At 55.5% G+C, this 22,494-nt stretch carries 23 protein-coding genes, 1 rRNA gene and 1 pseudogene; 9 read left to right on the top strand and 16 right to left on the bottom strand.

Features of this window, described 5'->3' with window-relative positions; all coding sequences use genetic code 11:
• Nucleotides 1–4 precede the first annotated feature (4 nt).
• The 3 genes from A3L09_RS02355 to A3L09_RS02345 all read left to right on the top strand — a co-directional run bounded on the left by A3L09_RS02355 (nucleotide 5) and on the right by A3L09_RS02345 (nucleotide 3,179).
• On the top strand, nucleotides 5–1,198 hold the full coding sequence (locus A3L09_RS02355; RefSeq protein ID WP_088857454.1) for a sodium ion-translocating decarboxylase subunit beta: 1,194 nt from the start codon (nucleotides 5–7) through the stop codon (nucleotides 1,196–1,198).
• Between the two features lie 90 nt (nucleotides 1,199–1,288).
• The gene (locus A3L09_RS02350) at nucleotides 1,289–2,134 is read left to right on the top strand and encodes a CBS domain-containing protein (protein ID WP_088857453.1); all 846 of its coding nucleotides are present in this window, start codon (nucleotides 1,289–1,291) and stop codon (nucleotides 2,132–2,134) included.
• Nucleotides 2,135–2,174: 40 nt separating this feature from the next.
• Nucleotides 2,175–3,179 (top strand): homoserine dehydrogenase, encoded by a 1,005-nt coding sequence (locus tag A3L09_RS02345; protein ID WP_088857452.1) that lies wholly within the window; start codon nucleotides 2,175–2,177, stop codon nucleotides 3,177–3,179.
• Nucleotides 3,180–3,223: 44 nt separating this feature from the next.
• On the opposite strand, the gene A3L09_RS02340 is transcribed toward A3L09_RS02345, so the two are convergent.
• Nucleotides 3,224–3,646, bottom strand: coding sequence for a hypothetical protein (locus A3L09_RS02340; protein WP_088857451.1), 423 nt, complete (start codon nucleotides 3,644–3,646; stop codon nucleotides 3,224–3,226).
• Nucleotides 3,647–3,829: 183 nt separating this feature from the next.
• On the opposite strand from A3L09_RS02340, the gene A3L09_RS02335 reads away from it, so the two are divergent.
• Complete coding sequence (locus tag A3L09_RS02335; RefSeq protein ID WP_088857450.1) at nucleotides 3,830–4,354, top strand: ASCH domain-containing protein; 525 nt, start codon at nucleotides 3,830–3,832, stop codon at nucleotides 4,352–4,354.
• Here the strand turns inward: A3L09_RS02335 and A3L09_RS02330 are convergent.
• The 8 genes from A3L09_RS02330 to A3L09_RS02295 all read right to left on the bottom strand — a co-directional run bounded on the left by A3L09_RS02330 (nucleotide 4,326) and on the right by A3L09_RS02295 (nucleotide 9,712).
• Nucleotides 4,326–5,021, bottom strand: a complete 696-nt coding sequence (locus A3L09_RS02330) for a ZPR1 zinc finger domain-containing protein (protein WP_088857449.1) — start codon at nucleotides 5,019–5,021, stop codon at nucleotides 4,326–4,328. The two genes, A3L09_RS02335 and A3L09_RS02330, sit on opposite strands and share 29 nt — an antisense overlap.
• Before the next feature lie 81 nt (nucleotides 5,022–5,102).
• The gene (locus tag A3L09_RS02325; protein ID WP_088857448.1) at nucleotides 5,103–5,519 is read right to left on the bottom strand and encodes a cell division protein SepF; all 417 of its coding nucleotides are present in this window, start codon (nucleotides 5,517–5,519) and stop codon (nucleotides 5,103–5,105) included.
• A 96-nt stretch (nucleotides 5,520–5,615) separates the two neighbouring features.
• Complete coding sequence (gene rrp42, locus A3L09_RS02320) at nucleotides 5,616–6,434, bottom strand: exosome complex protein Rrp42 (RefSeq protein ID WP_088857447.1); 819 nt, start codon at nucleotides 6,432–6,434, stop codon at nucleotides 5,616–5,618.
• Nucleotides 6,427–7,176, bottom strand: coding sequence for an exosome complex exonuclease Rrp41 (gene rrp41 / locus A3L09_RS02315; RefSeq protein ID WP_088857446.1), 750 nt, complete (start codon nucleotides 7,174–7,176; stop codon nucleotides 6,427–6,429). The genes rrp42 and rrp41 overlap by 8 nt, the downstream gene beginning before the upstream one ends.
• Entirely contained in the window at nucleotides 7,173–7,937 is a 765-nt protein-coding gene (gene rrp4, locus A3L09_RS02310; protein WP_088857445.1) for an exosome complex RNA-binding protein Rrp4, read from the bottom strand. The genes rrp41 and rrp4 overlap by 4 nt, the downstream gene beginning before the upstream one ends.
• Nucleotides 7,934–8,644 carry a ribosome assembly factor SBDS gene (locus A3L09_RS02305; RefSeq protein ID WP_088857444.1) on the bottom strand — a complete coding sequence of 237 codons (711 nt, stop codon included), beginning with the start codon at nucleotides 8,642–8,644 and terminating at the stop codon, nucleotides 7,934–7,936. The genes rrp4 and A3L09_RS02305 overlap by 4 nt, the downstream gene beginning before the upstream one ends.
• A gap of 11 nt (nucleotides 8,645–8,655) precedes the next feature.
• Entirely contained in the window at nucleotides 8,656–9,438 is a 783-nt protein-coding gene (gene psmA, locus A3L09_RS02300; protein ID WP_088857443.1) for an archaeal proteasome endopeptidase complex subunit alpha, read from the bottom strand.
• Nucleotides 9,439–9,490: 52 nt separating this feature from the next.
• Nucleotides 9,491–9,712 (bottom strand): hypothetical protein, encoded by a 222-nt coding sequence (locus A3L09_RS02295; protein ID WP_088857442.1) that lies wholly within the window; start codon nucleotides 9,710–9,712, stop codon nucleotides 9,491–9,493.
• Nucleotides 9,713–9,771: 59 nt separating this feature from the next.
• Between A3L09_RS02295 and A3L09_RS02290 the strand changes: the two genes are divergently transcribed.
• Together A3L09_RS02290 and A3L09_RS02285 are read left to right on the top strand one after the other, a co-directional pair.
• Nucleotides 9,772–10,227, top strand: coding sequence for an HIT family protein (locus tag A3L09_RS02290; protein ID WP_088857441.1), 456 nt, complete (start codon nucleotides 9,772–9,774; stop codon nucleotides 10,225–10,227).
• 30 nt (nucleotides 10,228–10,257) lie between these two features.
• Nucleotides 10,258–11,423: pseudogene (locus A3L09_RS02285) on the top strand (MFS transporter).
• A 15-nt stretch (nucleotides 11,424–11,438) separates the two neighbouring features.
• On the opposite strand, the gene A3L09_RS02280 reads toward A3L09_RS02285, so the two are convergent.
• From A3L09_RS02280 to A3L09_RS02270, 3 genes are read right to left on the bottom strand one after another with little or no spacing between them, the layout of a single operon-like run.
• The gene (locus A3L09_RS02280; protein WP_088857440.1) at nucleotides 11,439–12,023 is read right to left on the bottom strand and encodes an indolepyruvate oxidoreductase subunit beta; all 585 of its coding nucleotides are present in this window, start codon (nucleotides 12,021–12,023) and stop codon (nucleotides 11,439–11,441) included.
• A gap of 60 nt (nucleotides 12,024–12,083) precedes the next feature.
• Nucleotides 12,084–13,235, bottom strand: coding sequence for a DUF1464 family protein (locus tag A3L09_RS02275; protein WP_088857439.1), 1,152 nt, complete (start codon nucleotides 13,233–13,235; stop codon nucleotides 12,084–12,086).
• Nucleotides 13,228–14,175, bottom strand: coding sequence for a beta-ribofuranosylaminobenzene 5'-phosphate synthase family protein (locus tag A3L09_RS02270; RefSeq protein WP_198362281.1), 948 nt, complete (start codon nucleotides 14,173–14,175; stop codon nucleotides 13,228–13,230). Before A3L09_RS02270 ends, A3L09_RS02275 begins: the two co-directional genes overlap by 8 nt.
• A gap of 62 nt (nucleotides 14,176–14,237) precedes the next feature.
• Between A3L09_RS02270 and A3L09_RS02265 the strand changes: the two genes are divergently transcribed.
• A complete protein-coding gene (locus A3L09_RS02265) occupies nucleotides 14,238–14,924 on the top strand; it encodes a class I SAM-dependent methyltransferase (RefSeq protein ID WP_088857437.1) in 687 nt (228 codons plus the stop codon).
• A gap of 12 nt (nucleotides 14,925–14,936) precedes the next feature.
• Here the strand turns inward: A3L09_RS02265 and lysS are convergent, their stop codons facing one another.
• The gene (gene lysS, locus A3L09_RS02260) at nucleotides 14,937–16,514 is read right to left on the bottom strand and encodes a lysine--tRNA ligase (protein WP_088857436.1); all 1,578 of its coding nucleotides are present in this window, start codon (nucleotides 16,512–16,514) and stop codon (nucleotides 14,937–14,939) included.
• 127 nt (nucleotides 16,515–16,641) lie between these two features.
• Here lysS and A3L09_RS02255 point away from each other — a divergent pair, with 127 nt between their 5' ends.
• Complete coding sequence (locus A3L09_RS02255; protein ID WP_088857435.1) at nucleotides 16,642–17,514, top strand: PhoI; 873 nt, start codon at nucleotides 16,642–16,644, stop codon at nucleotides 17,512–17,514.
• Nucleotides 17,515–17,556: 42 nt separating this feature from the next.
• Nucleotides 17,557–18,168 (top strand): diacylglycerol/polyprenol kinase family protein, encoded by a 612-nt coding sequence (locus tag A3L09_RS02250; protein WP_088857434.1) that lies wholly within the window; start codon nucleotides 17,557–17,559, stop codon nucleotides 18,166–18,168.
• Here the strand turns inward: A3L09_RS02250 and A3L09_RS02245 are convergent.
• The 3 genes from A3L09_RS02245 to A3L09_RS02235 form a co-directional block, all read right to left on the bottom strand.
• Nucleotides 18,162–18,728 (bottom strand): DUF366 family protein, encoded by a 567-nt coding sequence (locus tag A3L09_RS02245; protein ID WP_088857433.1) that lies wholly within the window; start codon nucleotides 18,726–18,728, stop codon nucleotides 18,162–18,164. The two genes, A3L09_RS02250 and A3L09_RS02245, sit on opposite strands and share 7 nt — an antisense overlap.
• Before the next feature lies 1 nt (nucleotide 18,729).
• A complete protein-coding gene (locus tag A3L09_RS02240) occupies nucleotides 18,730–19,215 on the bottom strand; it encodes a magnesium-dependent phosphatase-1 (RefSeq protein WP_088857432.1) in 486 nt (161 codons plus the stop codon).
• Nucleotides 19,216–19,392: 177 nt separating this feature from the next.
• Nucleotides 19,393–22,421, bottom strand: a 23S ribosomal RNA gene (locus A3L09_RS02235).
• Between the last annotated feature and the right edge of the window lie 73 nt (nucleotides 22,422–22,494).

The following is a 22,494-nucleotide window of genomic DNA, read 5'->3' as shown; positions in this document are numbered from 1 at the left end:
AGCCATGGCAACGTTCCTAGACTTCATCAACACCCTCGGCCTCCTTCATCTCACGGTAGGGAACGTCATCATGATAATAGTGGGCCTGACACTGGTTTATCTAGCCATCAGGTACGAGATGGAGCCGCTCCTGCTCCTCCCAATAGGCATAACCGCAGTGCTGGTCAATCTGCCTCTGAGCGGCATAGCCAACTGGCCCGTTGCCGTGAACCTGCCAGAGAACGTCAGCGAGAGCATCTTCAAGACCATATCCTACATGAGTGATCACTACGGCGCTCCTGGTCTGTTCGACCTCATCTACTACCTCCTAGTGAAGACGGAGGTTGTTCCGCTCCTCATATTCTTCGGCCTCGGGGCAATGACCGACTTCGGGCCGATGATAGCGGATCCAAAGACGGCGCTGATGGGCGCGGCAGCACAGATAGGTGTGTTCATAGCGATGCTCACAGCCTTAGCTCTCGGCTTCAACCTCAACCAGTCGGCGAGCATAGGAATCATCGGAGGAGCCGACGGTCCAACTACGATATACCTCACAACGAAGCTTGCCCCTGAGATACTGGCGGCAACTGCCGTGGCTGCCTACTCATACATGAGCCTCGTCCCGCTCATTCAGCCACCCATCATAAAGGCGCTAACGACTCCGGAAGAAAGGAGAATCCGCATGGAGCAGCTCAGGCCGGTATCCAAGAGGGAGAAGATACTCTTCCCAATAATCACCATGATAGTCATAGGCCTCCTCGTCCCGAGCGCCGCACCGCTGATAGGCATGCTCATGATAGGCAACCTCTTCAGGGAGAGCGGCGTCGTCGAGCGCTTGAGTAAAGCCGCCCAGGAGGAGCTGATGAACATCGTCACGATCTTCCTCGGCCTCGGCGTCGGCTCAACTATGAGGGCGGAGAGCTTCCTCACAACCCAGACCCTTGAGATACTCGGCCTCGGTGTCATCGCCTTCGCAAGCGCGACGGCCGGTGGAGTCCTCTTCGGAAAGTTCATGATGAAGATGAGCGGCGGAAAGATCAACCCGATGGTCGGCGCGGCAGGTGTTTCAGCGGTGCCCATGGCGGCAAGGGTCGTCCAGAGGATAGCCAGCGAAGAGGATCCAGGGAACTTCATCCTCATGCACGCCATGGGACCAAACGTTGCAGGAGTTATTGGAACCGCCGTTGTAGCTGGAGTCTTCCTGGCCCTGCTCGGCTGAGGGTTTTATTTTTCACCCCCCACTATTTTTCTCGGCCCAAAACAAAACCTTAAATAATAGGACGCCTCTTTAGGTTAAGCGGTGGTGAGCATGAGGGTAAAGACGATAATGACGAAGGATCCAGTGGTTATCGAACTTCCGGCAACCAGGAGCTACGCCCTTGAACTCTTCAAAAAGCACAAGGTCAGGGCGTTTCCGGTTGTTAACAAAAAGACCGGTCAGCTCGCAGGGATAATAAGCATCAAGCGTGTTCTCCTCCATCCAGATGAGGATCAGCTCGCGATGCTCATAAGGCGTGAGGTGCCAGTCGTAAAGCCGGACGACGACCTTAAGAAGGCAGTTAGGAAGATGCTCGATATGGACTACCGCAGGGTGGTAGTCGTTGATGATGACGGAAAGGTCGTTGGTATCCTCACCGTCGGCGATATAGTGAGGCGCTATCTGGCAAAGAACGAGAAGCTGAAGGACGTGACGATAGAGAGATACTACCAGAAGAACGTAGGCGTCGTGTGGCGCGGAACACCGCTCAAGGCTGCACTCAAGGCGCTCCTGCTCTGCAATGCCATGGCCATACCCGTCATCGACGACGACGGCAACCTCGTTGGCATGGTGGACGAAACGGACATCCTCAAGGACAGCGAGGTCGTCAGAGTTATGAAGCAGACATCCCTGGCCGCTTTAAGCGAGGAGGAGTGGATGCTCGAGAGCAACCCAACACTGCTGTTTGAGAAGGCCGAGCTCCAGCTCCCAATGAAGCCGGTCGAGGATATAATGAACCGCGAGCTCATTGTTGCAACACCCCACATGAGCGTCTACGACGTGGCTCAAAAGATGGTTCAGTATCACATCGAACAGCTGCCCGTCATCAGGGGCGAGGGAGAACTCGTCGGCATCGTCAGAGACATGGACATAATAAAGGTCATCCTCAATAAGTGAGCTTTTAAGTTCCTTTTCTCCCTTCTCAAAGGTGGTGCAGTTGGAGGTAAAGCTTTCCCTCTTCGGTTTTGGAAACGTTGGAAGGGCCATCGCGAGGGTTCTCCTTGAAAAGAAAGCCCTCTTCCGCGAGAGGTACGGACTGGAGTTTAAGGTAGTCAGCGTGGCGGACAGAAGCGGAGTGGTCTGGCTTCCTGAGGGGATAGACCTGAGGGAGGCTCTCCTGATAAAGGAGACCCTCGGAAAGCTCTCATCCTGGACCAACGACTATGAGGTCTACGACTTCACGCCGGAGAAGGCCGTCCGGGAAATAGAAGCGGATATCGCCGTCGACGTCACTAACGACAAGGAGGCCTGGAAGTGGCAGCTTGCGGCACTCAAGGACGGAAAGGCCGTCGTCACAAGCAACAAGCCGCCCCTCGCGTTTCACTATTCCGAGCTAACAAAGGAGGCAGAGAAGAGGAGCCGTCCCTACCTCTTCGAGGCGACAGTCATGGCGGGAACGCCGATAATAGGCATCCTGCGCGAGAGCCTGCTCGGAGATACGGTTCAGAGGATAGAGGCCGTTCTCAACGCAACAACAACGTTTATCCTGAGCAGGATGGAGGTGGGAGTTGAGTTCGAGGATGCCCTGAGACAGGCTCAAAGACTTGGAATAGCAGAGAGGGATCCAAGCGGCGACGTTTTGGGAACAGACGTAGGCTACAAGGCGACGATACTACACTGCGTCGCCTTTGGGCCAGTAACGTTTAACGAGGCAAAGGTCAGGGGCATAGCGGAGGTAACTGCAGGGGAGGTACAGAGAGCCAGAAAGAAGGGGAAAACGATAAGACTCGTCGCGACGGTCGAGAGGGGGAAGATAACCGTCGAGCCCAAGGAGGTTCCCCTTGACAGTCCGCTGGCAGTTGAAAGCCACGAAAACGCCGCAGTGGTATGGACCGACCTCCTTGGGGAGCTGGTTATAAGAGGGGCCGGAGCGGGGCTTAAGGAGACCGCCAGCGGTGTCGTGAGCGACATCATAAAGGCCTCGATGATGCTAGAGGACTGAACCGGACTGCGTATTCTCCCCAACATTTTTCCGAGAAAACCTATCTATGGAAGGTAATACCTCTCCCCTTCGATCTCCACCACAACCCGTGTGGTCCCAAGCTTAGTTGGGGTGAGGTAGGCGCGGATTGGGATATCGCACACCGCTGTTTCAATGGGTTCCTTCAGGCGAAGCTCCCGCGAGCTGTAGCCATCTTCCAAAACGGAGAGAACTGGAGTATCCACATCATACCAGTAAATCAGGTCACAGGTCTTTTCACCGTTGGTTATCCTTAGCGCCGGTTTCCCGCGCATCGCCACCCCAACTAGAGGTCCCAGGACCATTCCACCAAAAAGTGCCCCCACAAGCGCTGAGGATGTGAAGGGGGCTATGAACAATACGAAAAGGGCGAACAGCAAGACCGAGAGGGCTAGAGAAGCCGTTGCAGCTTTTCTGTCGTAGTGCCGATATTTTTTAACCACAATCACTAAACATCCACCACTCTGACAATAAGTAACAAACCATTTTTAAGATTTGCCCCACTCGGAAGATCTGACTTTCTTTTTTCCAGCTTTATCACGAGTCCATCTTCAAATCGATATGCCCCCCACAACGAAATTGCGCGCAACCCTTTTTAATCCTTCATCAAGCTATGGAACGGTGGAAAGAGCATGGAGCACGTCATAGCCCTCCACCAGGTCTACGCGGAGCTGATATTCAGGGGATTGAAGACGGTGGAGCTGAGGAAGAGAAGGGCCTTCAACGAGGGTGATCTCGTTTTCCTCTACGTGGCAAGGGGAAACCCCTACGAGTTGAGGGACACACTCAGGAGGCTCGGCCTCCACGAGGAGCAGACGCTTACAAAAAGGGGAACGATAGCGGGAGGCTTCGAGGTAGGGGAGGTCATCAAGGCCGACCTCGATACCCTGTGGGAGATGACCAAAGAAACAAGCGGGTTAGCTCTCGTCCACGGCGAGAACGGAAAGAAATGGCTTGGGGAGTACATAAAGGACTTCGGATACGCCTTCACGATAGAGAGGCCCTTCCTGTTCAAAGAACCGATGAGCAGGGAGGAAATGAAGGAGCGATACGGTGTTCACGTCGAGGGCGTCATACACCTCTCAAGGAGAACGAGGAAGGAGTGGGTGAAAAATCTGATTGAAGACCTCATGACGAGGGAAGCTCTCTATCTCTAACCCCCTCCCCGGAGCTCCTCCCCTGATCCTTCCCGCCACTGGAATCCTCAGGTTCAACCTTAACGTACGGACCGAGGCTGAGGGAGTCTATCTCCTCCTGCGTTAGGAGCCTGCTCTTGACCTTCTCGCCCACCAGGGCGCTGTTGCCGAGGGGGTCCATTATCCTGACGGTTAGGGGCTTCTTGCCCTCCTTGACTTCTTTGATGTACTCGAGGATCTCATCCGCCCTCTTCACCGCCTCTTCGTCGCCCTCCTGCCGCTTGAACTCCTTGGCCATCAGCAGGGTCTCCCTAACGCGCTCCAGAACACCCTCGACGTTCGTGATGAAGCCCTCGGCTGCAGGACCCGGTTCGATCTTGACGCCGATCTCGTCAAGCTCTATCGTCCCGCTCTTGCTCCTGACCATCCTCGTGAAGAGGTCCTTCTCCTCCTCAACCTTTACGGTGTAGAGCTTCGGAGGTCTGTCCTCCAGGATCATGACGTCGGCATTGCGGTAGCCGCATTTCTCGCAGATTATCGTGCTCTCCATGACCTTTCCGAAGTAGGGAATCTCATGGACGTACTGGATGGCCTTGAGCGTGCCCTTCCCACCGCATATCGGGCAGTCGCCGAGGGAGATGACCTGAACGTCATCGGGAGTGGGCTCTTTCTCGCGCTTCTCAGCCATTCTCACCACCGGCTTGGAAATGGAAAAGAGGTTTATAAATGTGAGGCACTGAGAAAATCGAAGAGATCAAAACGAGGAAGATCACTTGGCGAGCTTTATGTCCTCCGGAGTGAGGAGGAGCCTTATCTCGGACTTGCAGACCTTGGCAACCTGGCCGCCGAGGGCCGAGGTCATACCCTTGATCTGCTCGACGACTTTCTCAAGGATGTCGGGCTTTATCTCAAGGGGGCTCAGGTCAACGAGGACGAGGTTCCCGTTCTGGAGCTCCTCTGAGATCCTCTCAAGGTCGGAGTAGCTGGTGACTATTATCTTCCGTATGTACCTGATCTGAGGCTTTACGATCTCCCTCGCAAGAACGTCCTCCTCGAGCGGTATTACCTCAACGTCCTTTGGCAGTGGCTTCTCTTCCTTACCCGAAACTGCCTCTTTAACCGCGGGAGGTTTTTTCTTCGGCTTTTCCTTTTCGCCTTTCTTGATAATTCCATCGAACAATCCCATATTTTTCACCCCGGGGTTTGATCGTAACGAAAGCTGAACTTTTATGCACTCCAATGTTTATATTTCTTTCCCAAAGGGGCGGCAAAATTAAAGGGGTCAGGATGAACCGACCGCCTCAAGGAGAATCTTTCTGAGCTCCTCAGCCTTCTTTATAGCCGTATCAACGGCGTACATAACCTCCTCAAGCTTGAAAGAGCCACCTTCACCCTTCTGAACCGCTGAAATATGTCCAGTCTCGTCTGTGGTAACGGTTATCCTGCTGTCCATGACGGTTTCTTCGTCCAGGTTGGGATCGACTATTATGCTGGAGCCTATCTTGGCGAAGGTGACTGGTAATGGTATGTGCCTCACGGGCAGTGGTTCGTACTCATCCAGCTTAACAAGCTCGCCAGTCTCCTCGTTGTACTCAACCTTGGGCACCCTTGTGGTCAGGAGAGCAGCCATGGCGGCGAGGCCAGTTGCATCGAAGAGGTTTCCGTCGTGGTCAAGGACGTGGACGTCGATGAAAACCACCCTGACGAGTTTGCCCGGGACTATTACGAGCTTCTCAAGCTCCACCGCCCCGCTCTCCCTTATACCCCTGTCAACGACGCGGGCGAGCTCAATGGCCCTCTCATCGGGAGGTCCCGGTTCAAACGTTGGCGAAGCGAGCGGGACGAGTTCAACATTGGTAGTCATTACACCCTTGTCCGGAAGATCCGGGAAAGGCTCTCCGACGTCGATTTTTATTCCGACGAGAACCCTGGTATCGCCGAGCCTGACCCACGCAGAACCTTCCGCCTTTTCTATGATGCCGGTCTTAATCTCGATGTCCCTGTAATCCTCGAAACCCCTGCCGTCTATCCTCTTCCCTTCTTTGAGGAGGCTGACTATCCTGTCCCGGATTATGCCCGCCATTATCTCCACATCACTCATTCCCGGCCACCTCCTGGGCTATCCTGAGGTACTTCTCCTTCAGCGCTTCCCTCTGCTTCTGGTAGACCGCCTTGGCGCCCTTGATGGCCAGCCTCACCGCCTCCATGAACTCCTCTTTGGTGAGATAGCCGTCCATCTGAAGGAGGGTTATGTCGTTCTTGAGCGGCATTATCGCAACAGGAACGTCCGCCTCGCCGTAGTTGTCCTCGTCCTTGTTGAGGTCAAGGACTATCTCCCCATCGATCTTCCCGGCTGCGCATGCTGCCACAAGATCCCTCATCGGAACGCCCGCATCAGCTAAAGCCAGGGAAGCGGCGGTTATTCCGGCAACCCTTGTTCCTGCATCGGCCTGGAGAACCTCGATGAATACGTCAATAACGGTTCTCGGGAACATCTCAAGGATCAGCGCGGGCTCAAGGGCACCCTTTATGACCTTGCTTATCTCGACGCTCCTTCTGTCCGGACCCGGCTTCTTCCTCTCCTCAACGCTGAAGGGGGCCATGTTGTACCTGACCCTAAGGACGGCCATGTCCGGCCTCTGGAGGTGCTTGGGATGTATCTCCCTCGGGCCGTAGACGGCAGCCAGTATCTTGTTCTTCCCCCACTCAACGTAGGCCGAACCGTCGGCGTTCTTGAGAACCCCCACCTCCATCTTGAGGGGTCTGAGTTCGTACTTCTTTCTCCCGTCAACCCTTCTCCCGTTCTCATCGATGAGCTTCAAACCCTCAGGCCTACCCATCATTGTCCTTCACCTTCGTTATCCTCATCCAGCTGGGGAATCTCATCGATCACTCCCCGCTCTTTGAGGTCCTGGAGTCTAGAAAGGAGGAACTCCTTAACCCTGTCGGTGAGGCCCTGCGTGTGGCTTTCCCTGTTCACCTTGAGTATGGCCTCAACGGCGAGGTTCTCCAGTTCCTCGTTCTTTCCGCTGACCCAGACCCAGCCGTTCTGACCGACTATTATGCGCGTTCTAGTGAGCTTCTTTATCGTGTTTATCATTGAGCCGCCCTTTCCTATAACCCTCGGAACCTTTGAGGGCGTTATGGTGACGAGCCTCCCTCCTCTGAGGGGACCTCCCCTGAACGGCATTCCTTTTGTGGTCAGGTCTATCTGGTTCACTTCGTTGTAAGCCTTAATCCGGGCGTAGATTATGTCCCCTATGTCAAAGATCTTCCTCAAATCGGTCTTCATGAGATCGATCCTTTCCTCAACCGCATCTTGAACACGGAGGCTGGCCTGGTAGGGGGCTCCTATGTCCACTGACCAAGCCGAGAACTTAACGTCGATTATCTTGCCCAGAACGTTGTCCCCAACTTCAGGCATGTAGGGACCCTCAAGGGGTATTACCCTTATGAGATCTCCCCTGACCTCAACGAGACCAACTACCGTTGAGTAGATCCTGTTGCCTTCTCTAAATGTTCCCCTTCCGCTTTTGAAGGGGCCCTGCGCCAGTAGCGTCCCTGGAACCACTAACTCCCGGGGTTTTACAAAAACTCTCCTCATATTCCCTTCCTCTCTATCAGTTTAGTTACGGCGGTGCCCTTCGTGAGGGCGTTCAACTTCTCATAAAACTCCTCCTCGACCCCTCCAGGAATCTCAATCAGGAACATCCAGGAGCCGTCGCTCGCCCATTCCTCCCGCTTTATGCTGCCGAACTTCCTGACTTCCCCGTAGGCTTTACCCACGTAGTCGCTCGGTATCTTAACGGCCACCACCTTCATCTCAAGCTTCAGCGGAAGGATGGGCCTTATGGCCTTGATAACTCCCGGAACCTGCGCCTCTGCATCCTTGAAGAGATCGACGTGAACTCCTGCCTCTTCCATGGCGCGGAGGATCCTGTCGACGGGGTGAGGATAGCCAGTCCTCGGGTCAACGGCGTGCCTGTGTATCACCGTCGCTATGTAGCGCCTCTTCTCCTCGATCATCTGCCTTCTCTGCTCCGCTGTGAGCTGAACCTCCCCCTTCTTGAGGATAACCTTGGCGACCTCGTAGGGGTCGCTCGTTCCGAATATCTTCTCCATCTCGTGCTCGCTCGCCTTGTCCCCCTTGTGGGCGTCCTTGAAAACGTAAGGGGTGGCGAGGATTTCTTCCATGGGAACCTCCTTGCCCTCCTTGAAGTCCCTAGCTAAGTAGGGGTCCACCAGTATCTCAAAGGTCTCGCCGTGCGTCTTCAGACGGGCGATGACGGCTTTATCAACGCTTATGGGCATCGCCCGTCACCTCAGTAGTTCTGGTCGAGTTCGGAGTAGTCCTCTTCCTTCTCCTCGACCTCTTCCTCTTTGAGCTCCTCAAGGATTCCCTTGAGGTACTTTTCAACGTCTTCCCTGGAGAGCTTCTTCCAGCGCTTGTCTTCTGTGGTTATGTAGGCAACCTCTATTCCCTCCGCGCTCGGCTCCTCGAGGGTTTTGGCTAGAGCGAGTACAGCCAGCTTTACGGCCCCATCCATGTCGATGTCGTCGCTGTAGTGCTCCTCGAAGATCGCCATAGCCGTGTTCCTGCCGCTTCCGATAGCGACGGCCTTCCACTCGAAGTAGGCACCGCTCGGATCCGTCTCGTACAGCTCGGGCTTCTCGTTGACACCGGCCATAAGCAGGGCCGCTCCGAAGGGCCTCACACCGCCGTACTGGGTGTGGGCCTGTTTAAGGTCGCAGATCTTCTTCACCAGAACGGTGAGCGGGACCGGCTCGCCATAAGTGAGCCTGTAGATTTGAGCCTCGAGCCTCGCCCTATCAACTAAAACCCTGGCATCGGCTATGATGCCGCTCGGGGCGGCCGCGATGTGATCGTCTATCTGGAATATCTTCTCATAGCTGCTCGGTTCAATCAACCTGCTCGTTATCCTCTTTTCCACCGCGAGAACCACACCGTCCTTCCACTTAACGCCGACGGCGGTGGCACCGCGCTTCACTGCTTCCCTAGCATAGTTGACCTGGAAGAGCCTGCCATCAGGGCTGAAAACGGTTATAGCCCTGTCGTAACCAGCCTGCGGTGGTACGAACGCCATCCCAATCACCTCCCAACACTCATTTTTCAGCTTGATAATTAAGCTTTTCTATTTATTCCATGCTGTTAATGGCCATAAGGGCGAGTCTCTGAGCCGCTCTCCTGGCCAGCTCCAGCGGAACCATGGCCACGGGAAAGAGCAGTGCCCCCACCACTATGGAAGCAGTGCCGAACGGCTTGAGTATCAAGAGCCCGAACGCCGTCAGGAGCAGAAAGAGACCCGCGAGCATCAGCTTCCTGTAAGTCCCCTGGAGCCGAGAAAGATCCTCACCCATTGACACCACCGATGGAAAGGGTTAAAATTTCGGGTTTTAAGCCTTTGGTAGGTGATAGAATGGAATGTCCGTTCTGCAACCCGAGTGAGGGAAGCCTTCTCTATGAAGACGAGCTTATCAGGATCCTCCTAGACGGATATCCAGCCAGCAGGGGACACCTCCTAGTTGTGCCCGCGAGGCACGTTGAGAGGCTCGAAGAGCTGGAAGAGGAGGAAAAGGTGGCCATGATCAAGGAGATCGAAATGGCTATGGAAGCCCTAAAGAGGACACTATCCCCAGACGGCTTCAACGTCGGCATGAACCTCGGAGAAGCCGCAGGACAGACCGTTCCACACCTCCACGTCCACGTCATCCCGCGGTGGAGAGGGGACTGTGAGAAGCCGAGGGGAGGCGTCAGGAAGGCGGTACTCGACATAGAGGATGAGAACCTCGACAGGAAAGAGAGATGGGAGCGCAACAGGCTGGGTGAGGAAGAAAGAGTTGAACTAAGGAAAGCGCTACTTGCGCTTCGATAAGATTATAAACGCTATGAGAGATATTTCAACATGCTCTCCGAGTACGGCAGGGACGCGAGGATAATCATAACCGCCAACGCCCTGGGTCAGACCTTCCTCTGGTTCTCATTCTTCATACTGCCTTTCTATCTCAAGGCCTTAGGCTATGGGATGAAAGAGATAGGGGGCTTCTTCTCAGTTCAGACGTTGGTCGGAGGCATTTTCTTTCTCTTGGCTGGAGGCCTCTCACTAAGGCTCGGCTACAGAAAAACGCTCCTCCTGAGTGCTTTCCTCGGCCTGATCGGAAGAACCCTTCAGGTTGCTGACGACAGCAACGTGATCCTCTTGGCTGGCTTTATCCTGGTCGGGATCAATATGGGGCTGAGACAGCCAAACTTCAACGCATATTTGAGCGAGCTCATCCCGGACGAAAAGAGGCACGAGGCGTTCTCAAGGAGCTTTGGACTCGGGATGATGTTCAACTCGGTTGGAGTCCTACTGGCCGGCTTTCTCCCGGAAAAGCTCACTTCCCTGGGTTTCAGCCCCGTGGAAGCGTACAGGATAACGTTTTCCCTCTCAACCCTTCAGTTCGTCTTCGTGATCCCCGCCCTCCTGCTCGTCTCGGACGTCCAAGTGAGGGAAAAGAGGATAAGGTGGAGGAGGGACCTAGCGGCAAAGATCCTCAAGTTCTCCCTTCCCAGCGCCCTCATAGGCCTCGGAGCAGGGATAACCATACCATTCATGGGGCTGTACTTCAACCTGCGCTTTGGACGAAGCCTGGGGGAGATAAGCCTCGTCTACTTCTTCCAGGAGCTGACGATGGGGCTGACCTCCTTCGGTCTGCGGGACTGGTGAGGAAGATGGGGCCGGTGAAAGTCATTACCCTCTTTCAGGGGCTAGCAACGCTCCTCTTCGCTATCTTCCCATCGATAGGAACGTTCACGTTAGCCGGGACCCTATACGTCCTCAGAGCAGTCCTGATGAACGTCATCTGGCCGATAAACAGCTCCTTCATGATGGGATTCTTCAAGACGGAGGAGAAGGCAACTGCCAGCGGAATTCAGCAGGCGTTCTCAACCTTCATGAGGGGAATCGGGAACTCTATGGGGGGAGCCCTCTTCGCGCTTTCCCTAAGCTACCCCTTCTACGCCACGGCCTCCCTCTACGCCCTGGCGACGGCGATGTTCTACACATTCTTCAGAGGGCACCACGAATGAAGAAAAGAAAAGCCCTCATTCCCGGGCCAGCTCGATCCCCCTCTCAAGGGCCCTGAAGTTTATCTCCCAGAGCTTCTCGCGGAGGGTCTTTTTGATTCCCTCGTAGAGGCTCTCCTTTTTGAGCGGGACAAGGTCCTTTCCGAAGGCGTAGCCGAGCATGAGGACTCCGAGGGTTCTCGGGTTTATTTTATCGGCTTCCTTCTGGAAGTTGAACATGTAAACTGGGCAGATTTTGCCTATCGCGTCCCTTATCTTGTCGAGTTCCGGATAGCGCTCCTTGCCGACGAGGGTTGTTGCTGTGTGTATGGGATAGGCGTTGATTATTGCAACGCTCTTCTTCCCGAGGAAACGAGCATTCCTCAAAGCTTCTGCGGGTTCGAGGGCGAGCATTAGGTCAGCCTGCCCTTCCTCGATTAGTGGAGAATAAACCTCCTCACCGAAGCGGAGGTAGCTGAGGACGCTTCCGTAGCGCTGGCTCATTCCGAGGGTTTCGCCGATTCTAACGTTGTAGCCCTCAACCATCGCGGCGTTTCCCACTATTCTGGAGAGCGTTAATCCTCCCTGACCACCGACACCCGTGATTATGAGGTTGAACTCCATAAGCACCACCGGAAAAAATTCAAGGAGGGAGAATAAAAACCTAAGGGCAAAAAAGTTCGGCTAAACTATCAGTTTCTCGAATATCCTGAGCTTTTCCCTCTCCTTAAGCTTGACCCAGTCAAATATCGAGCCTGAGCTTTCCCTCAGCCTAAGCGTCTCAACCAGAGGTGCATAAACTCCGCCGGCTATGCCGTTCGCTATTATTGCACTTCCTTCCGCCGCTTCCTTCGCCTTTGCCCTACTCTCAAGCTTAAGCACTTCCACGGAAAAACCGTAGGTTCCGAAGGCGTTTTCAAGTGCCTCCTTAACGTCCCTGAAGAACTCCGGAATCCTCGAGAAGCGGCCGCTCAGGTAGATTGAATCAGGCTTCACTGAGGGGAGCAGTGCAAAGACGTCCTTGACTACGGCCTCTACCATCGCCTCGTAGCCATTCCTCACTTCATCGTCCTTCTTCGCTAGCTTGACAAACTCCTCTGGAGAAACGCTGAAGGGATCTATTCCAGCTACGTATGCTGAGCCACCCTGGAAGAGAACCATCTTCCCGAAGTCATCCAGAGCGTTCGCTAAGGCATAGGCAAGCTCACCGTCCATGAAGCCCATCCCCAGGTAGCCCGGAAATCCAGCGGTGCCCGCCATACCGTCAACTATCTGGCCGTTTTTGACTGCCATGGCAGAAGTGTATGCAAAGCCTATCTCGACTGCTATGAGGTTGGTTTCAGCATAAGATACCCTTTTCCGCTCCGCCTCCCTGACGATGGAGAGGACCGCTGTGAATACCTTGTCAGCAGTGCCGAGGTCAATCCTGTTGGCCTTCCTCCACTCGGGAACGGTGGGGAGATGTATAACCCCAGGGGTGAAGTAGATGTTAAGATCCTTAGCCTCCCTCATCATGAGCATTAGCTCCCTCAGTCCAACTATCTTGAGCCTTCTCCTAACGTCGGCCTCGGTTATGAAAGTGGCCAAAGCTATCTCGGCATCAGTCGCTTCCCTTGCTGGCTTCAGAGGGATTCCGTAGCCGCATGGGCCGACTATAGCGTCTATCTTCCCATACTCCTCCTGAACCTCCCTGAGAATTTCAATTATTATGCCGGGATTTTCGGTAACGCGGTTCCTATCAACGGATGTGTCAACTATAACCTCTCCAGTCCGGTCGTCAAAACCAAAGAGATCCATGCTCTTAGTTCCGGAGTCTATTCCAACCGCCTTAACCATCCAGCACCACCATCCCCCTGTTGTCGCCCTTCGTGATGAAAACCTCACCACCGTCACCGTTCTCTCTCAGGAAAGCCTCAACTTCAGCCCTGAGCGCTTCAGCCTGTTCAATACCATCCACAAGGCCGTAGAAAGTCGGCCCCCAGCTCGTCTGGCAGGCGCAGTGAGCCTTTTCGAGCATGACTTTTATCCCCTCGTTCACGAGGTCACAGCAGTAAACGTTCTCCTGGTAGTCGCTCCAGAACTCGCCAAGGAGATGGTTGAACTGGTAGAGACCTTCCCCAAAGGTTTTGATGTTCCTCTCAACGAAGGATGGAAGGATCTTCATGAGGACTATCCTTGAAAGTCTGTCCGCTAGTTCCGGCGGCATCTTCTTCAGGTTTCCAAGTATTTCGTCTTCTCTCTTTCTGACCTCTGCCAGAGCTTTTCTCGGAGTCTCTGGGATTGCCACAACAAGGAGCCAGTCTTCGGGCATTTCTCCCCTAAATATCAGTGGTGGAACAGCTTTTTCCCGCTTATCAACGGGAAAGCCGCCTTCGTATATGAAGCCCCCTACTTTGACCGCGTAAAAACCAAGGGCCGTTATGAGCCCCCTGCGCATGGCCAAAGCGATATCTTCCAGGGACAGTTCAAGGCCGTAGAGCCTGGACACACCCACTCCAATTGTCAGCGCGAGGGTAGTGTGAAAGCCGACTCCCACCCACTTCGGTATGTACCTGTGAACTACAACCTCAACTGGAGGGAAGTCGTAAGATTCCCTGAACCTCCTCAGAAACCTAAGGGCATCCTCGTCGTTTGATCTATCCCTGTCCGATTTCTTGATTTCCAGCTCCAGTGAGGGAGTTTCTATCGCAAAGCCGACGGTACCGTAGAGTCTGCCCATGTCCCCGCTGAGGTCGGGGTTTCCGGTATGCAGGTGGGCCGGTGCACGTATTCTCACTGCATTCACCCCATTGGGAGAACTGAGACAAGTATTTAAGTGATACGGGACAAGTTCTAAACATGAGCTTTGAGAAGTACTACTCCGTATTCAAGGCATACAGCGACGTGTACTCCGACGAGTACAAGAGGAGGATCGAAACTCTTGAACCACTCCTTCTCAAATACATGCCCCAAAAAGGCAGAGTTCTAGATCTCGCCTGCGGCGCTGGGGGCTTTTCTTTCCTTCTCGAAGACCTGGGATTTCAGGTGGTCGGCCTCGACTCAAGTGAATCAATGCTGGAGAGGGCCAAGGAGTTTGCAAAGGACAGGAGGTCAAAGGTGGAGTTCATCAAAGGAGACGCGAGGAATCTTCCCTTCGACGAGAACTCCTTCGATTACGTCCTCCTCATAGACAGCCTCATCCACTTCGAACCCGGGGAACTCAACGCCGTCTTCAAAGAGATCGGGAGGGTTCTCAAACCAGGGGGAAGGTTCGTCATCCAGTTCACTGACCTCAGGGAACTGCTCCCCGTTTTGATGAACGGCCAGGTGGTCGGGGCGGAGTACTGGATAAGCAAAGTCCTGACGGATCCCGATGAAAAGACAGTGGTCATAGAGTTCCAGAGCGAGAAGGAGAGCTTTAGGGTGCGCTTCAACGTGTGGGGAAAAACGGCCGTCGAACTGCTGGCAAAGCTGTACTTCAGGAGGATAGCCGAGGAGAGGCTCAACGAGCACAGCTACTTCCAGGTGTACGTGCCGAAGAAGTGAAAAAGAGGACGATCATGCCTCCATGCGGAGGCGCCTTACCACGAACTCCTTTTTAAGAGAAGCCAGGAACGGGGCAAGTCTTGGCCCCCTGTCCTTGCCGATGAAGACGTTGTAGAGGGTCTTGAACCACTTCTTGCTCGGGATTCCACGCTTCTTCGCCGCGTCAAAGATGACGTTGTTAAGGTCATCGACGCTGAACTTCTCGTGGGTTTCCAGCCACTCCGCAACTTCAAGCATAGCCTCCCTGACTTCCGGCCCAAGCTCGATCTCAGGGGGCTTCTCAAGCAGGCTGAACTTAACTTCCTCGGGCGCGTACTTCTCGACCCAGTTCTTAGCTAAGCGTATGCGGAGCCTTATCCTCTCTATGTCCTCTTCGGTTAGGTTCTCGGGGACGTGTCCCTGCTCCTGGAGAATCCTTATTATCCCGTCCTCATCCAGGTGGGGCATCTGGACGAGAGTAGCCAGGAAGCGGAACGGGGCCTGGGCGAGGAGTCTCTCAGGAAGCTTCGGCATTGATAGCTCGTAGGTTCTCTTCAGCTCTTCCTCTTCCTCCGAGTTTTTAGCATGCTCAAGACCGAAGTATATCCTTTCAACCTTGTCAAACTCGTCGTAGAGGTTGAGCAGGCCGAGACCGAGGTCTATTTTCAGCTCCTTGTTCGGCCTAGCCTTCGCGTAGATAAAGCGGATTATCCCGGGCTCGAGAACCTCAAAGAGGTCGGAAAGCAGAATCACGTTGCCCTTGCTTCCAGACATCTTGCCCTTCTGTCCCTTAATGCCGACGAACTCGTACATGAGCGTTAGTGGAGCCTTCCAGCCGAAGAGTTTGACTATCTCCTTTCCAGTGTCATAGGAGCTTCCAGCCGCTAGATGGTCCTTTCCAGCCGGCTCGAAGTCAACCTTGAAGTGGGCCCACCTCATCGGCCAGTCGACGCGCCAGCGGAGCTTGACGTTGCCCTCGCGGATGTCCGTCTCTCCCTCGGCACCGCACTGTGGGCATTTATAGCGGACTTTCCACTCGCCGTCCCAGGAAACGAAGTCCGCCTCCTTCCTGCAGTGCGGGCAGTAGACCATTACAGGCTGCCAGGAATCCTCTAGGTGCGGCTGCTTGGCCCTGTCGCGGAATTCGTCGAGGATGGCCTTTATCTCATCCCTATTTTCAAGGGCCAGCTTAACCTCCTCCGCGTATTCACCGCTCCTGTACAGCTCGCTCGCGTGGAGGAAGTCCACTTCGATGCCGAGCTTTGAAACCTCCTCCTCGAAGAGGCTCATGAAGTGGTCAGCGTAGCTCTCGTGGCAGCTCCAGGGGTCTGGAACCTCACGGACGGGCTTCGTGAGGTGCTCCTTCCACTCGGGCGGGACGTTCTTCGGCACTTTCCTAAAGCGGTCGTAGTCGTCCCACATGTGGATGTGCCTCACCTTCTTACCCCTGTCGCGGAGTGCATGTCCGACTATATAAGCTGTGAAGAACTCGCGGAAGTTGCCTATGTGAACGTAACCGCTCGGGGTTATCCCGCTCTCGACGACGTACTCCTCCTTGTCGCCCCTTTCCCTGATTATCTTCCCGGCCATGTAGTCTGCCCAGTGAACCATTCTCACCACCGCGCTTAGCTCGGGAAACCCCCTTTTAAGGTTAAGGTCCGTTCTGAACTACTTCCCCTAGGGCAAAATTTATAAACTTAAAAAGTAAAACAACCATAAAGCGTAAGGAGGGCCATTAATGGAAGTTGAATTAGAGAGGATGGGAATATTCTTTCCAGCTTCCCTCGAGATACAGGAAGAGCTCCTGAAGGCGGGCTTTAAGGTACCCTACGACAAGGAAACCGGAAGGAAAACGCCGATTCCAGTGGTCGTCAGCTCAAGGGGCGAGCGAAGGCTAAGGATGAACAGGCTTCTGAAGGCAACGGACTTCGAGAGTGATGGAAAGTTCGCGCTGGTGCCAGGTGAGAGGGCGATCATTGAGATAGAGCCAACGGAGAGGGGTTTTCTGATACTGAAACCGAAGCCCCTCGAATATCACCTCGAGGAAATGGGCTTCGTGTCCGTTCCGCCGAGGATATGGGGAACGTGGGCGAGCTTTTCAATCCCCTTCTCTTTCTATGGGGAGCTCGCCGATTTCCTCAGCGAGTTCAAGGGGGCAGAAACCAACGGCTTCTATCTGGCATCGAAAGGCTCCGGGAAGAGGATAGAGGTCTATGCGTACAAGGGACGGAACAGGAAGGACTTGGGAATCCCCGTCTTCGGCTACGCCTTGGGCCTTCAAGGGCTAACTCTAGCGGACGAGTATCTTCGCGAGAAGGCCGAAGAGAACGGTGTTCCCGAGGAGAGGCTCCGCTACCTTAAGCTGGGCCTCAGGAAGAGAAGGGAAACAAAAGCTGGGTTGAAAATTGGCGTCGTATGGGAAGATGGTAAGCCAAGCGAGATTACCCTCAAGCTCTCGACGACTGAGCCGCGGATAAAGATTCAGGGTCTCTACAGCGAGCTGATGGGGAAGTCAAGGGGTGAGCTGACGAGGACGGATGAGTGGTACATCGTCGTCCACACGGAGGACTTTGCCAACGCACTAAGCAAGGTAATGAGCGCCTTCGGATAAAGCTATTTAACCCCAACCCCCTCTTTTATTTTGGTGAAATCGATGGTTCCGGACTGGCCCCTATGGGCTGGCATAGCCGCCTCCTTCATCCTGGCCTCAATATACGGGACGAGAAGGCTCGGCCCAGAGTGGGCGTGGGTGAACAGGAAGATAATCCACTTCAGCATCGTCCCGGCCGTTCTGATGTTTTACTACGGTCTAATCCCCGCGTGGGTTTTTAGCATAGCTGCCTTTGCCTTTGGGGCGTTTCAGCTGTGGCCCCATCTGGAGCGGAGGGAGTTCTCGTGGTACCAGATAGAGCACAACTACGGGGAGGTCTTCTTCGCCTTCTCCGCCTCAGTTATTCCCCTGATATTCCCACCGAAGTACACCACTGCACTTCTGCTGGCGATGGCCGTAAGCGATGGAATTACGGGGATAATCAGACACTACTACTTCAAGCGGAACGGCTTCAACGTGAAGCTCAAAAAGCACTGGACTGGAAGCTTGGGCTACTTTCTCACGGCTTTACCGATAGCCCTCTGGCTCCTGGATGGAGGGATAATAGGAAAGGCCCTCTGGGCGGCCGTTCTCATGCTCGCCGAGTACCAGAGATGGCTCGATGACAATCTGGCCGTTCCGGTGGTCGGATCACTCTTGTACCTCCTCTACTGAGCCCAGCGCACCTTCAGGCTGTCCTTCTTTACCTTGTTGAACTCTTCAACAAGCGCCTTACCGGTCTTCTCCATAAACTCATCAATGTCTGTAATGCCGAGCTCCTTTAGACCTATTGCCTCAACGCCTTCAGGAATCCCCCTGGCTTCGACGTTTATCCCGATGTGGATCTTCACGCTGACGGGAGAAACTGTTGCTATCGATATGCTGAGCTTCCTGCCGTTAACGTAGATGTCGTCGCCCCTCCTTTCTGTCTTTATCCCGTACTCTCTCAAAACCTCGCACAGCTTCGCTATGAAGAGCTTCTGGAGGGTCGAGGCAAAGAGGGTGTTTACCAGATCGAACACCTCGATAATGTAGTGCACCATGTCGTCGCTCTTTATCTCTTTGCTCTCCCTGAGGTCTTCTATATCAATCATCTCCTCCACTTTAACGTCGCACTTCCCTCGGAAGACTACAACTGAGTTGCCGAGGATTCCAAAGTTCCTGTAGGCCCAGTGACTCTGAATGGCCGAGCCGTCGTAGTCTATTCTTCTGTCCTTAACGATAAACAGTTCCATATCAGTCACCCCACTCCAGCTTTTCCAAGAGTTGCCTGAGTTCCTCAAAAGACTTTACGTCAACCCACATGTGGATGAAATCCACATCGAGGAGCTCCATCTTGATCCTGTCGACGTGGATTGCCATATCATCAACGTAGATGACGTCGTCAATGGTGTAGCCGATCGACTCCAGTTCCTCAATGATCCTCCGTATCATGTCTGCCTTGTCAGGATGGCCCTCAATTTTCGGGAAGAGGAAGTAGTCCCAGAGGTCAAAGCCCTCCAAAATGGGCCTGACCTTTTCTTCAACGTTCCAGCTGGCTATTGAAAGGAGAAAGCGCTCGCTGGCCCACTCGAGGAACTCACAGACACCTGGAAAAAGGTGCAGTTCTTCACCACAGGCGTCGACGAGGTAGTCCTCATGAAATTCGTATGGTGGCGTAAGCTGAGAAGCGTCCTCGTGATCCCAAAGGGTGCCATCGAGGTCAAGAACCAGAAGCCTCATGCAGACCACCAAAGGACCTTGATAAGTGTGCATTTAACGGTTGCTACAAGAGCAACAGGAACGCAATCAAAATTACCATAGGAATCAAACACAACAATCACAAGGAGAACAGAATTCTTCAGAAGGGTTATTGGGGCTTGAGGGCCGTGCATAGGCGAGCTGGCCTCTCAGACGTCCCGCCCGGGGCACTCGGGCTGTTGGGAGCGGCAGACTGAACGGGTCGGTTTCCCTTCCCGCTTACATCCCCGCCCCATCAAACGGGTCTTCTTCCCGAGCCCTCGTCCTGGGCAACGGACCGGTCGCCCAGGCCCAAACGCCCAGGAGTGGCCGCCTTTTTTCGGGGGCCGCTTCGGCCTTAGATGCTTTCAGGCCTTATCGGCTACGGCGTAGCTGCCCGGCTATGCCCTGTAGGACAACCGGTAGACCAGAGGCCGCGGCTCCCTGTTCCTCTCGTACTGGGGGAGCCTTCCCCTCAGGCGGCCAGCACCTCCGGTAGATAGCATCCGACCTGTCTCACGACGGTCTAAACCCAGCTCACGTTCCCCTTTAATGGGTGAACACCCCCACCCTTGGCCCCTGCTGCAGGGCCAGGATGGGAAGAGCCGACAGCGAGGTAGCAAGCCTCGGGGTCGATATGGGCTCTCGCCCGAGACGACTCTGTTATCCCCAGGGTAGCTTTTCTGTCATCCCTGGCCCCCACCGGGGAGGCACAGGGGTTCGCTAGGCCACGCTTTCGCGGCTGGACCCGCCTCTGTTACGGGTCCAGTCAGGCCGGCTTTTGCCCTTGCACTCTACGGCGGATTCCTGACCCGCCTGAGCCGACCTTAGGGCACCCTCGATACCTTTTCGAGGGTGTGCCGCCCCAGCCAAACTGCCCACCTACCGCTGTCCCCGCATCGCGGGTTAGCCATACGGCAGAGGGTGGGCGGTGTCTCATGGACGGCTCCACCCGCCCCGGAGGACGGGCTTCGACGCCTCCCGCCTACGCTGCGCACCCCCCGCCGTATGGCAACGGCAGGCTGCAGTAAAGCTCCATGGGGTCTTCGCTTCCCACCGGAGGTCCCAGGCATATGCGCCTGGCAGAGGTTTCGCCGGGCCCCAGCCGGGGACAGTGGGGACCTCGTTACGCCATTCATGCAGGTCGGCATTTAACCGACAAGGAATTTCGCTACCTTAAGAGGGTTATAGTTACCCCCGCCGTTTACCGGTGCTTCACCCGGTTGGACCCGGGCTTCACATACCGGCACTGGGCAGGCGTCGGCCCCAGTACAAACCCTTTCGGGCTAGCTGGGACCTGTGTTTTTACTAAACAGTCGGGTCCCCCTAGTCACTGCGACCTGCGGGTTACGCACCCGCAGGCACCCCTTATCCCGAAGTTACGGGGCCAATTTGCCGAGTTCCCTCGGCTGGGTTTCCCCCGACACGCCTTAGGCTTCTCACCCAGGGGCACCGGTGTCGGTTCTCGGTACGGTCGCGGTGGATCGTTCCCGAGGGGCTTTTCACGGACCCCAGGGATCGGCGGAACCTCCCTTACGGGAGGCCATTCGCGCTTTCACCCGGTTCTCGCCATTACGGCACTCCCCGGGCTTATACGCTTAGCCGGCCTTGTGGACCGGTCCGCCTACCCCGAGGCGTCACCCCTCGGGCTTGCGTTGCCGCACCTACCACCGCGGTACGGGAATATAAACCCGTTTCCCTTTCGCGGGCGCCGAGTTACGGACCCGCTTAGGACCGACTAACCCACGGCTGACGAACATTGCCGTGGAACCCTGGCCCCTACGGCGGCCGGGATTCTCACCCGGCTATGCTGCTACTCCCGGCAGGATCCACAATACCGACGGGTCCACCGGACCTTACGGCCCGGCTTCCGCCCCATCGGCACGCCCGCCTACCCGATCACGGACCAATCGGTCCGTGCGCCGGGGTCTCGGCAGCCGGCTTTAGCCCCGTCCATTTTCGGGGCCCCTGACCTCGACGGGTGAGCTGTTACGCACTCTTTAAAGGATGGCTGCTTCTAAGCCTACCTCCCCGCTGTCTAAGGCCAGGGACACCCTTTGGAGTAACACTTAGCCGGCATTTAGGGGCCTTAACCCCGGTCTGGGTTGTTCCCCTCTCGGTTGACGGCTTACACCGCCACCCTACTCCGGCCATCTACGGCGGCAGTGGGTTCGGAGTTTGACAGGGAGCCGGAGGCTTTCGCCCCCTAAACCCCCAATCAGTGCTCTACCCCACCGCCTACCTCCGGCCGGGCTATCCTGGGGGATAATTCGGCGGGAACCAGCTATCGCCGGCCTCGATTGGCCTTTCACCCCTAGCCCGGGGTCACGGGAGCGAATTGCACGTCAGCACCCCTAGCGGGCCTCCATCCCTCTGTTGAGGGACTTCACCCTGCCCCGGGCTAGATCGACCGGCTTCGGGTCTCACCCGAGCGACTCCGGGCGCTTTCACACCCCGTCCCTCACCCTTACGGGCTGCGGACCTGTCGGTTTCCCTGCGGCTTCGGGGTTGACCCCCTTAACCTCGCCGCTCGGGTGAACTCCCTGCCCCGTGATCCAAGACGGACGGTGCAACCCCGGTCACCTCCCCTCGTACTCCACGGTCGCCCGTGTTTCCTTCGGGGAGGGTCAACCCTTTCGGGCCGCACCCTCCTATCGCCGCCTGGTTTCAGGCTCTTTTCACCCCCTGCCAAGGGTGCTTTTCAGCTTTCCCTCACGGTACTAGTTCGCTATCGGTCTCGGGACGTATTTAGGGTTGGGAGCCGATGCCTCCCAGCTTCCCGCCGGATATCCGACCGACGGTACTCAGGGACACCGCAGGAGCTCGGGAGCTTACGCCTACGGGGCTTTCACCCTCTACGGCGCCGCGTTCCAGCGGACTTCGGCTTCGCCCCCAGGGCTCCAACGCGGGCCCTACAACACCACATCCCCCGGACCTTTCGGCCCGGGGTTCAGTTTGCCCTGTGCCGCTTTCGGTCGCCCCTACTCACGGCATCGCTTTTGCTTTCTTTTCCTGCGGGTACTAAGATGTTTCAATTCCCCGCGTTCCCCCTCCCGACTGGGAGTGCGGCAAAAGCCGCGGGAGGTCCCATTCGGGAATCCCCGGTTCGACGGCTGCCTGCGCCTCGCCGGGGCTTATCGCAGCTTGCCACGCCCTTCGTCGGCGCCCCGAGCCGAGCCATCCACCAGGCGGCTTAGTTGCCACCGGGCGGGACGTTTCCTGGACCAGCTCGCCTATGCACGGCCCTCATCGTGACCCCTGTTCGGGGTCTCAGGCCCTTCC

The organism is Thermococcus profundus, from assembly GCF_002214585.1.
Lineage (GTDB): Archaea > Methanobacteriota_B > Thermococci > Thermococcales > Thermococcaceae > Thermococcus > Thermococcus profundus.
The sequence above is the reverse complement of the archived record's forward strand: the minus strand, read 5'-3'. Positions and strand labels throughout refer to the sequence as shown.

Excerpts from the sequence above, each read along its gene's own strand:
- A3L09_RS02355 (WP_088857454.1), top strand. The coding sequence starts at position 5 with ATGGCAACGTTCCTAGACTTCATCAACACCCTCGGCCTCCTTCATCTC.
- A3L09_RS02350 (WP_088857453.1), top strand. The coding sequence starts at position 1,289 with ATGAGGGTAAAGACGATAATGACGAAGGATCCAGTGGTTATCGAACTT.
- A3L09_RS02335 (WP_088857450.1), top strand. The coding sequence starts at position 3,830 with ATGGAGCACGTCATAGCCCTCCACCAGGTCTACGCGGAGCTGATATTC.
- A3L09_RS02330 (WP_088857449.1), bottom strand. The coding sequence starts at position 5,021 with ATGGCTGAGAAGCGCGAGAAAGAGCCCACTCCCGATGACGTTCAGGTC.
- A3L09_RS02325 (WP_088857448.1), bottom strand. The coding sequence starts at position 5,519 with ATGGGATTGTTCGATGGAATTATCAAGAAAGGCGAAAAGGAAAAGCCG.
- rrp42 (WP_088857447.1), bottom strand. The coding sequence starts at position 6,434 with ATGAGTGATGTGGAGATAATGGCGGGCATAATCCGGGACAGGATAGTC.
- rrp41 (WP_088857446.1), bottom strand. The coding sequence starts at position 7,176 with ATGATGGGTAGGCCTGAGGGTTTGAAGCTCATCGATGAGAACGGGAGA.
- rrp4 (WP_088857445.1), bottom strand. The coding sequence starts at position 7,937 with ATGAGGAGAGTTTTTGTAAAACCCCGGGAGTTAGTGGTTCCAGGGACG.
- A3L09_RS02305 (WP_088857444.1), bottom strand. The coding sequence starts at position 8,644 with ATGCCCATAAGCGTTGATAAAGCCGTCATCGCCCGTCTGAAGACGCAC.
- psmA (WP_088857443.1), bottom strand. The coding sequence starts at position 9,438 with ATGGCGTTCGTACCACCGCAGGCTGGTTACGACAGGGCTATAACCGTT.
- A3L09_RS02295 (WP_088857442.1), bottom strand. The coding sequence starts at position 9,712 with ATGGGTGAGGATCTTTCTCGGCTCCAGGGGACTTACAGGAAGCTGATG.
- A3L09_RS02290 (WP_088857441.1), top strand. The coding sequence starts at position 9,772 with ATGGAATGTCCGTTCTGCAACCCGAGTGAGGGAAGCCTTCTCTATGAA.
- A3L09_RS02280 (WP_088857440.1), bottom strand. The coding sequence starts at position 12,023 with ATGGAGTTCAACCTCATAATCACGGGTGTCGGTGGTCAGGGAGGATTA.
- A3L09_RS02275 (WP_088857439.1), bottom strand. The coding sequence starts at position 13,235 with ATGGTTAAGGCGGTTGGAATAGACTCCGGAACTAAGAGCATGGATCTC.
- A3L09_RS02265 (WP_088857437.1), top strand. The coding sequence starts at position 14,238 with ATGAGCTTTGAGAAGTACTACTCCGTATTCAAGGCATACAGCGACGTG.
- lysS (WP_088857436.1), bottom strand. The coding sequence starts at position 16,514 with ATGGTTCACTGGGCAGACTACATGGCCGGGAAGATAATCAGGGAAAGG.
- A3L09_RS02255 (WP_088857435.1), top strand. The coding sequence starts at position 16,642 with ATGGAAGTTGAATTAGAGAGGATGGGAATATTCTTTCCAGCTTCCCTC.
- A3L09_RS02250 (WP_088857434.1), top strand. The coding sequence starts at position 17,557 with ATGGTTCCGGACTGGCCCCTATGGGCTGGCATAGCCGCCTCCTTCATC.
- A3L09_RS02245 (WP_088857433.1), bottom strand. The coding sequence starts at position 18,728 with ATGGAACTGTTTATCGTTAAGGACAGAAGAATAGACTACGACGGCTCG.
- A3L09_RS02240 (WP_088857432.1), bottom strand. The coding sequence starts at position 19,215 with ATGAGGCTTCTGGTTCTTGACCTCGATGGCACCCTTTGGGATCACGAG.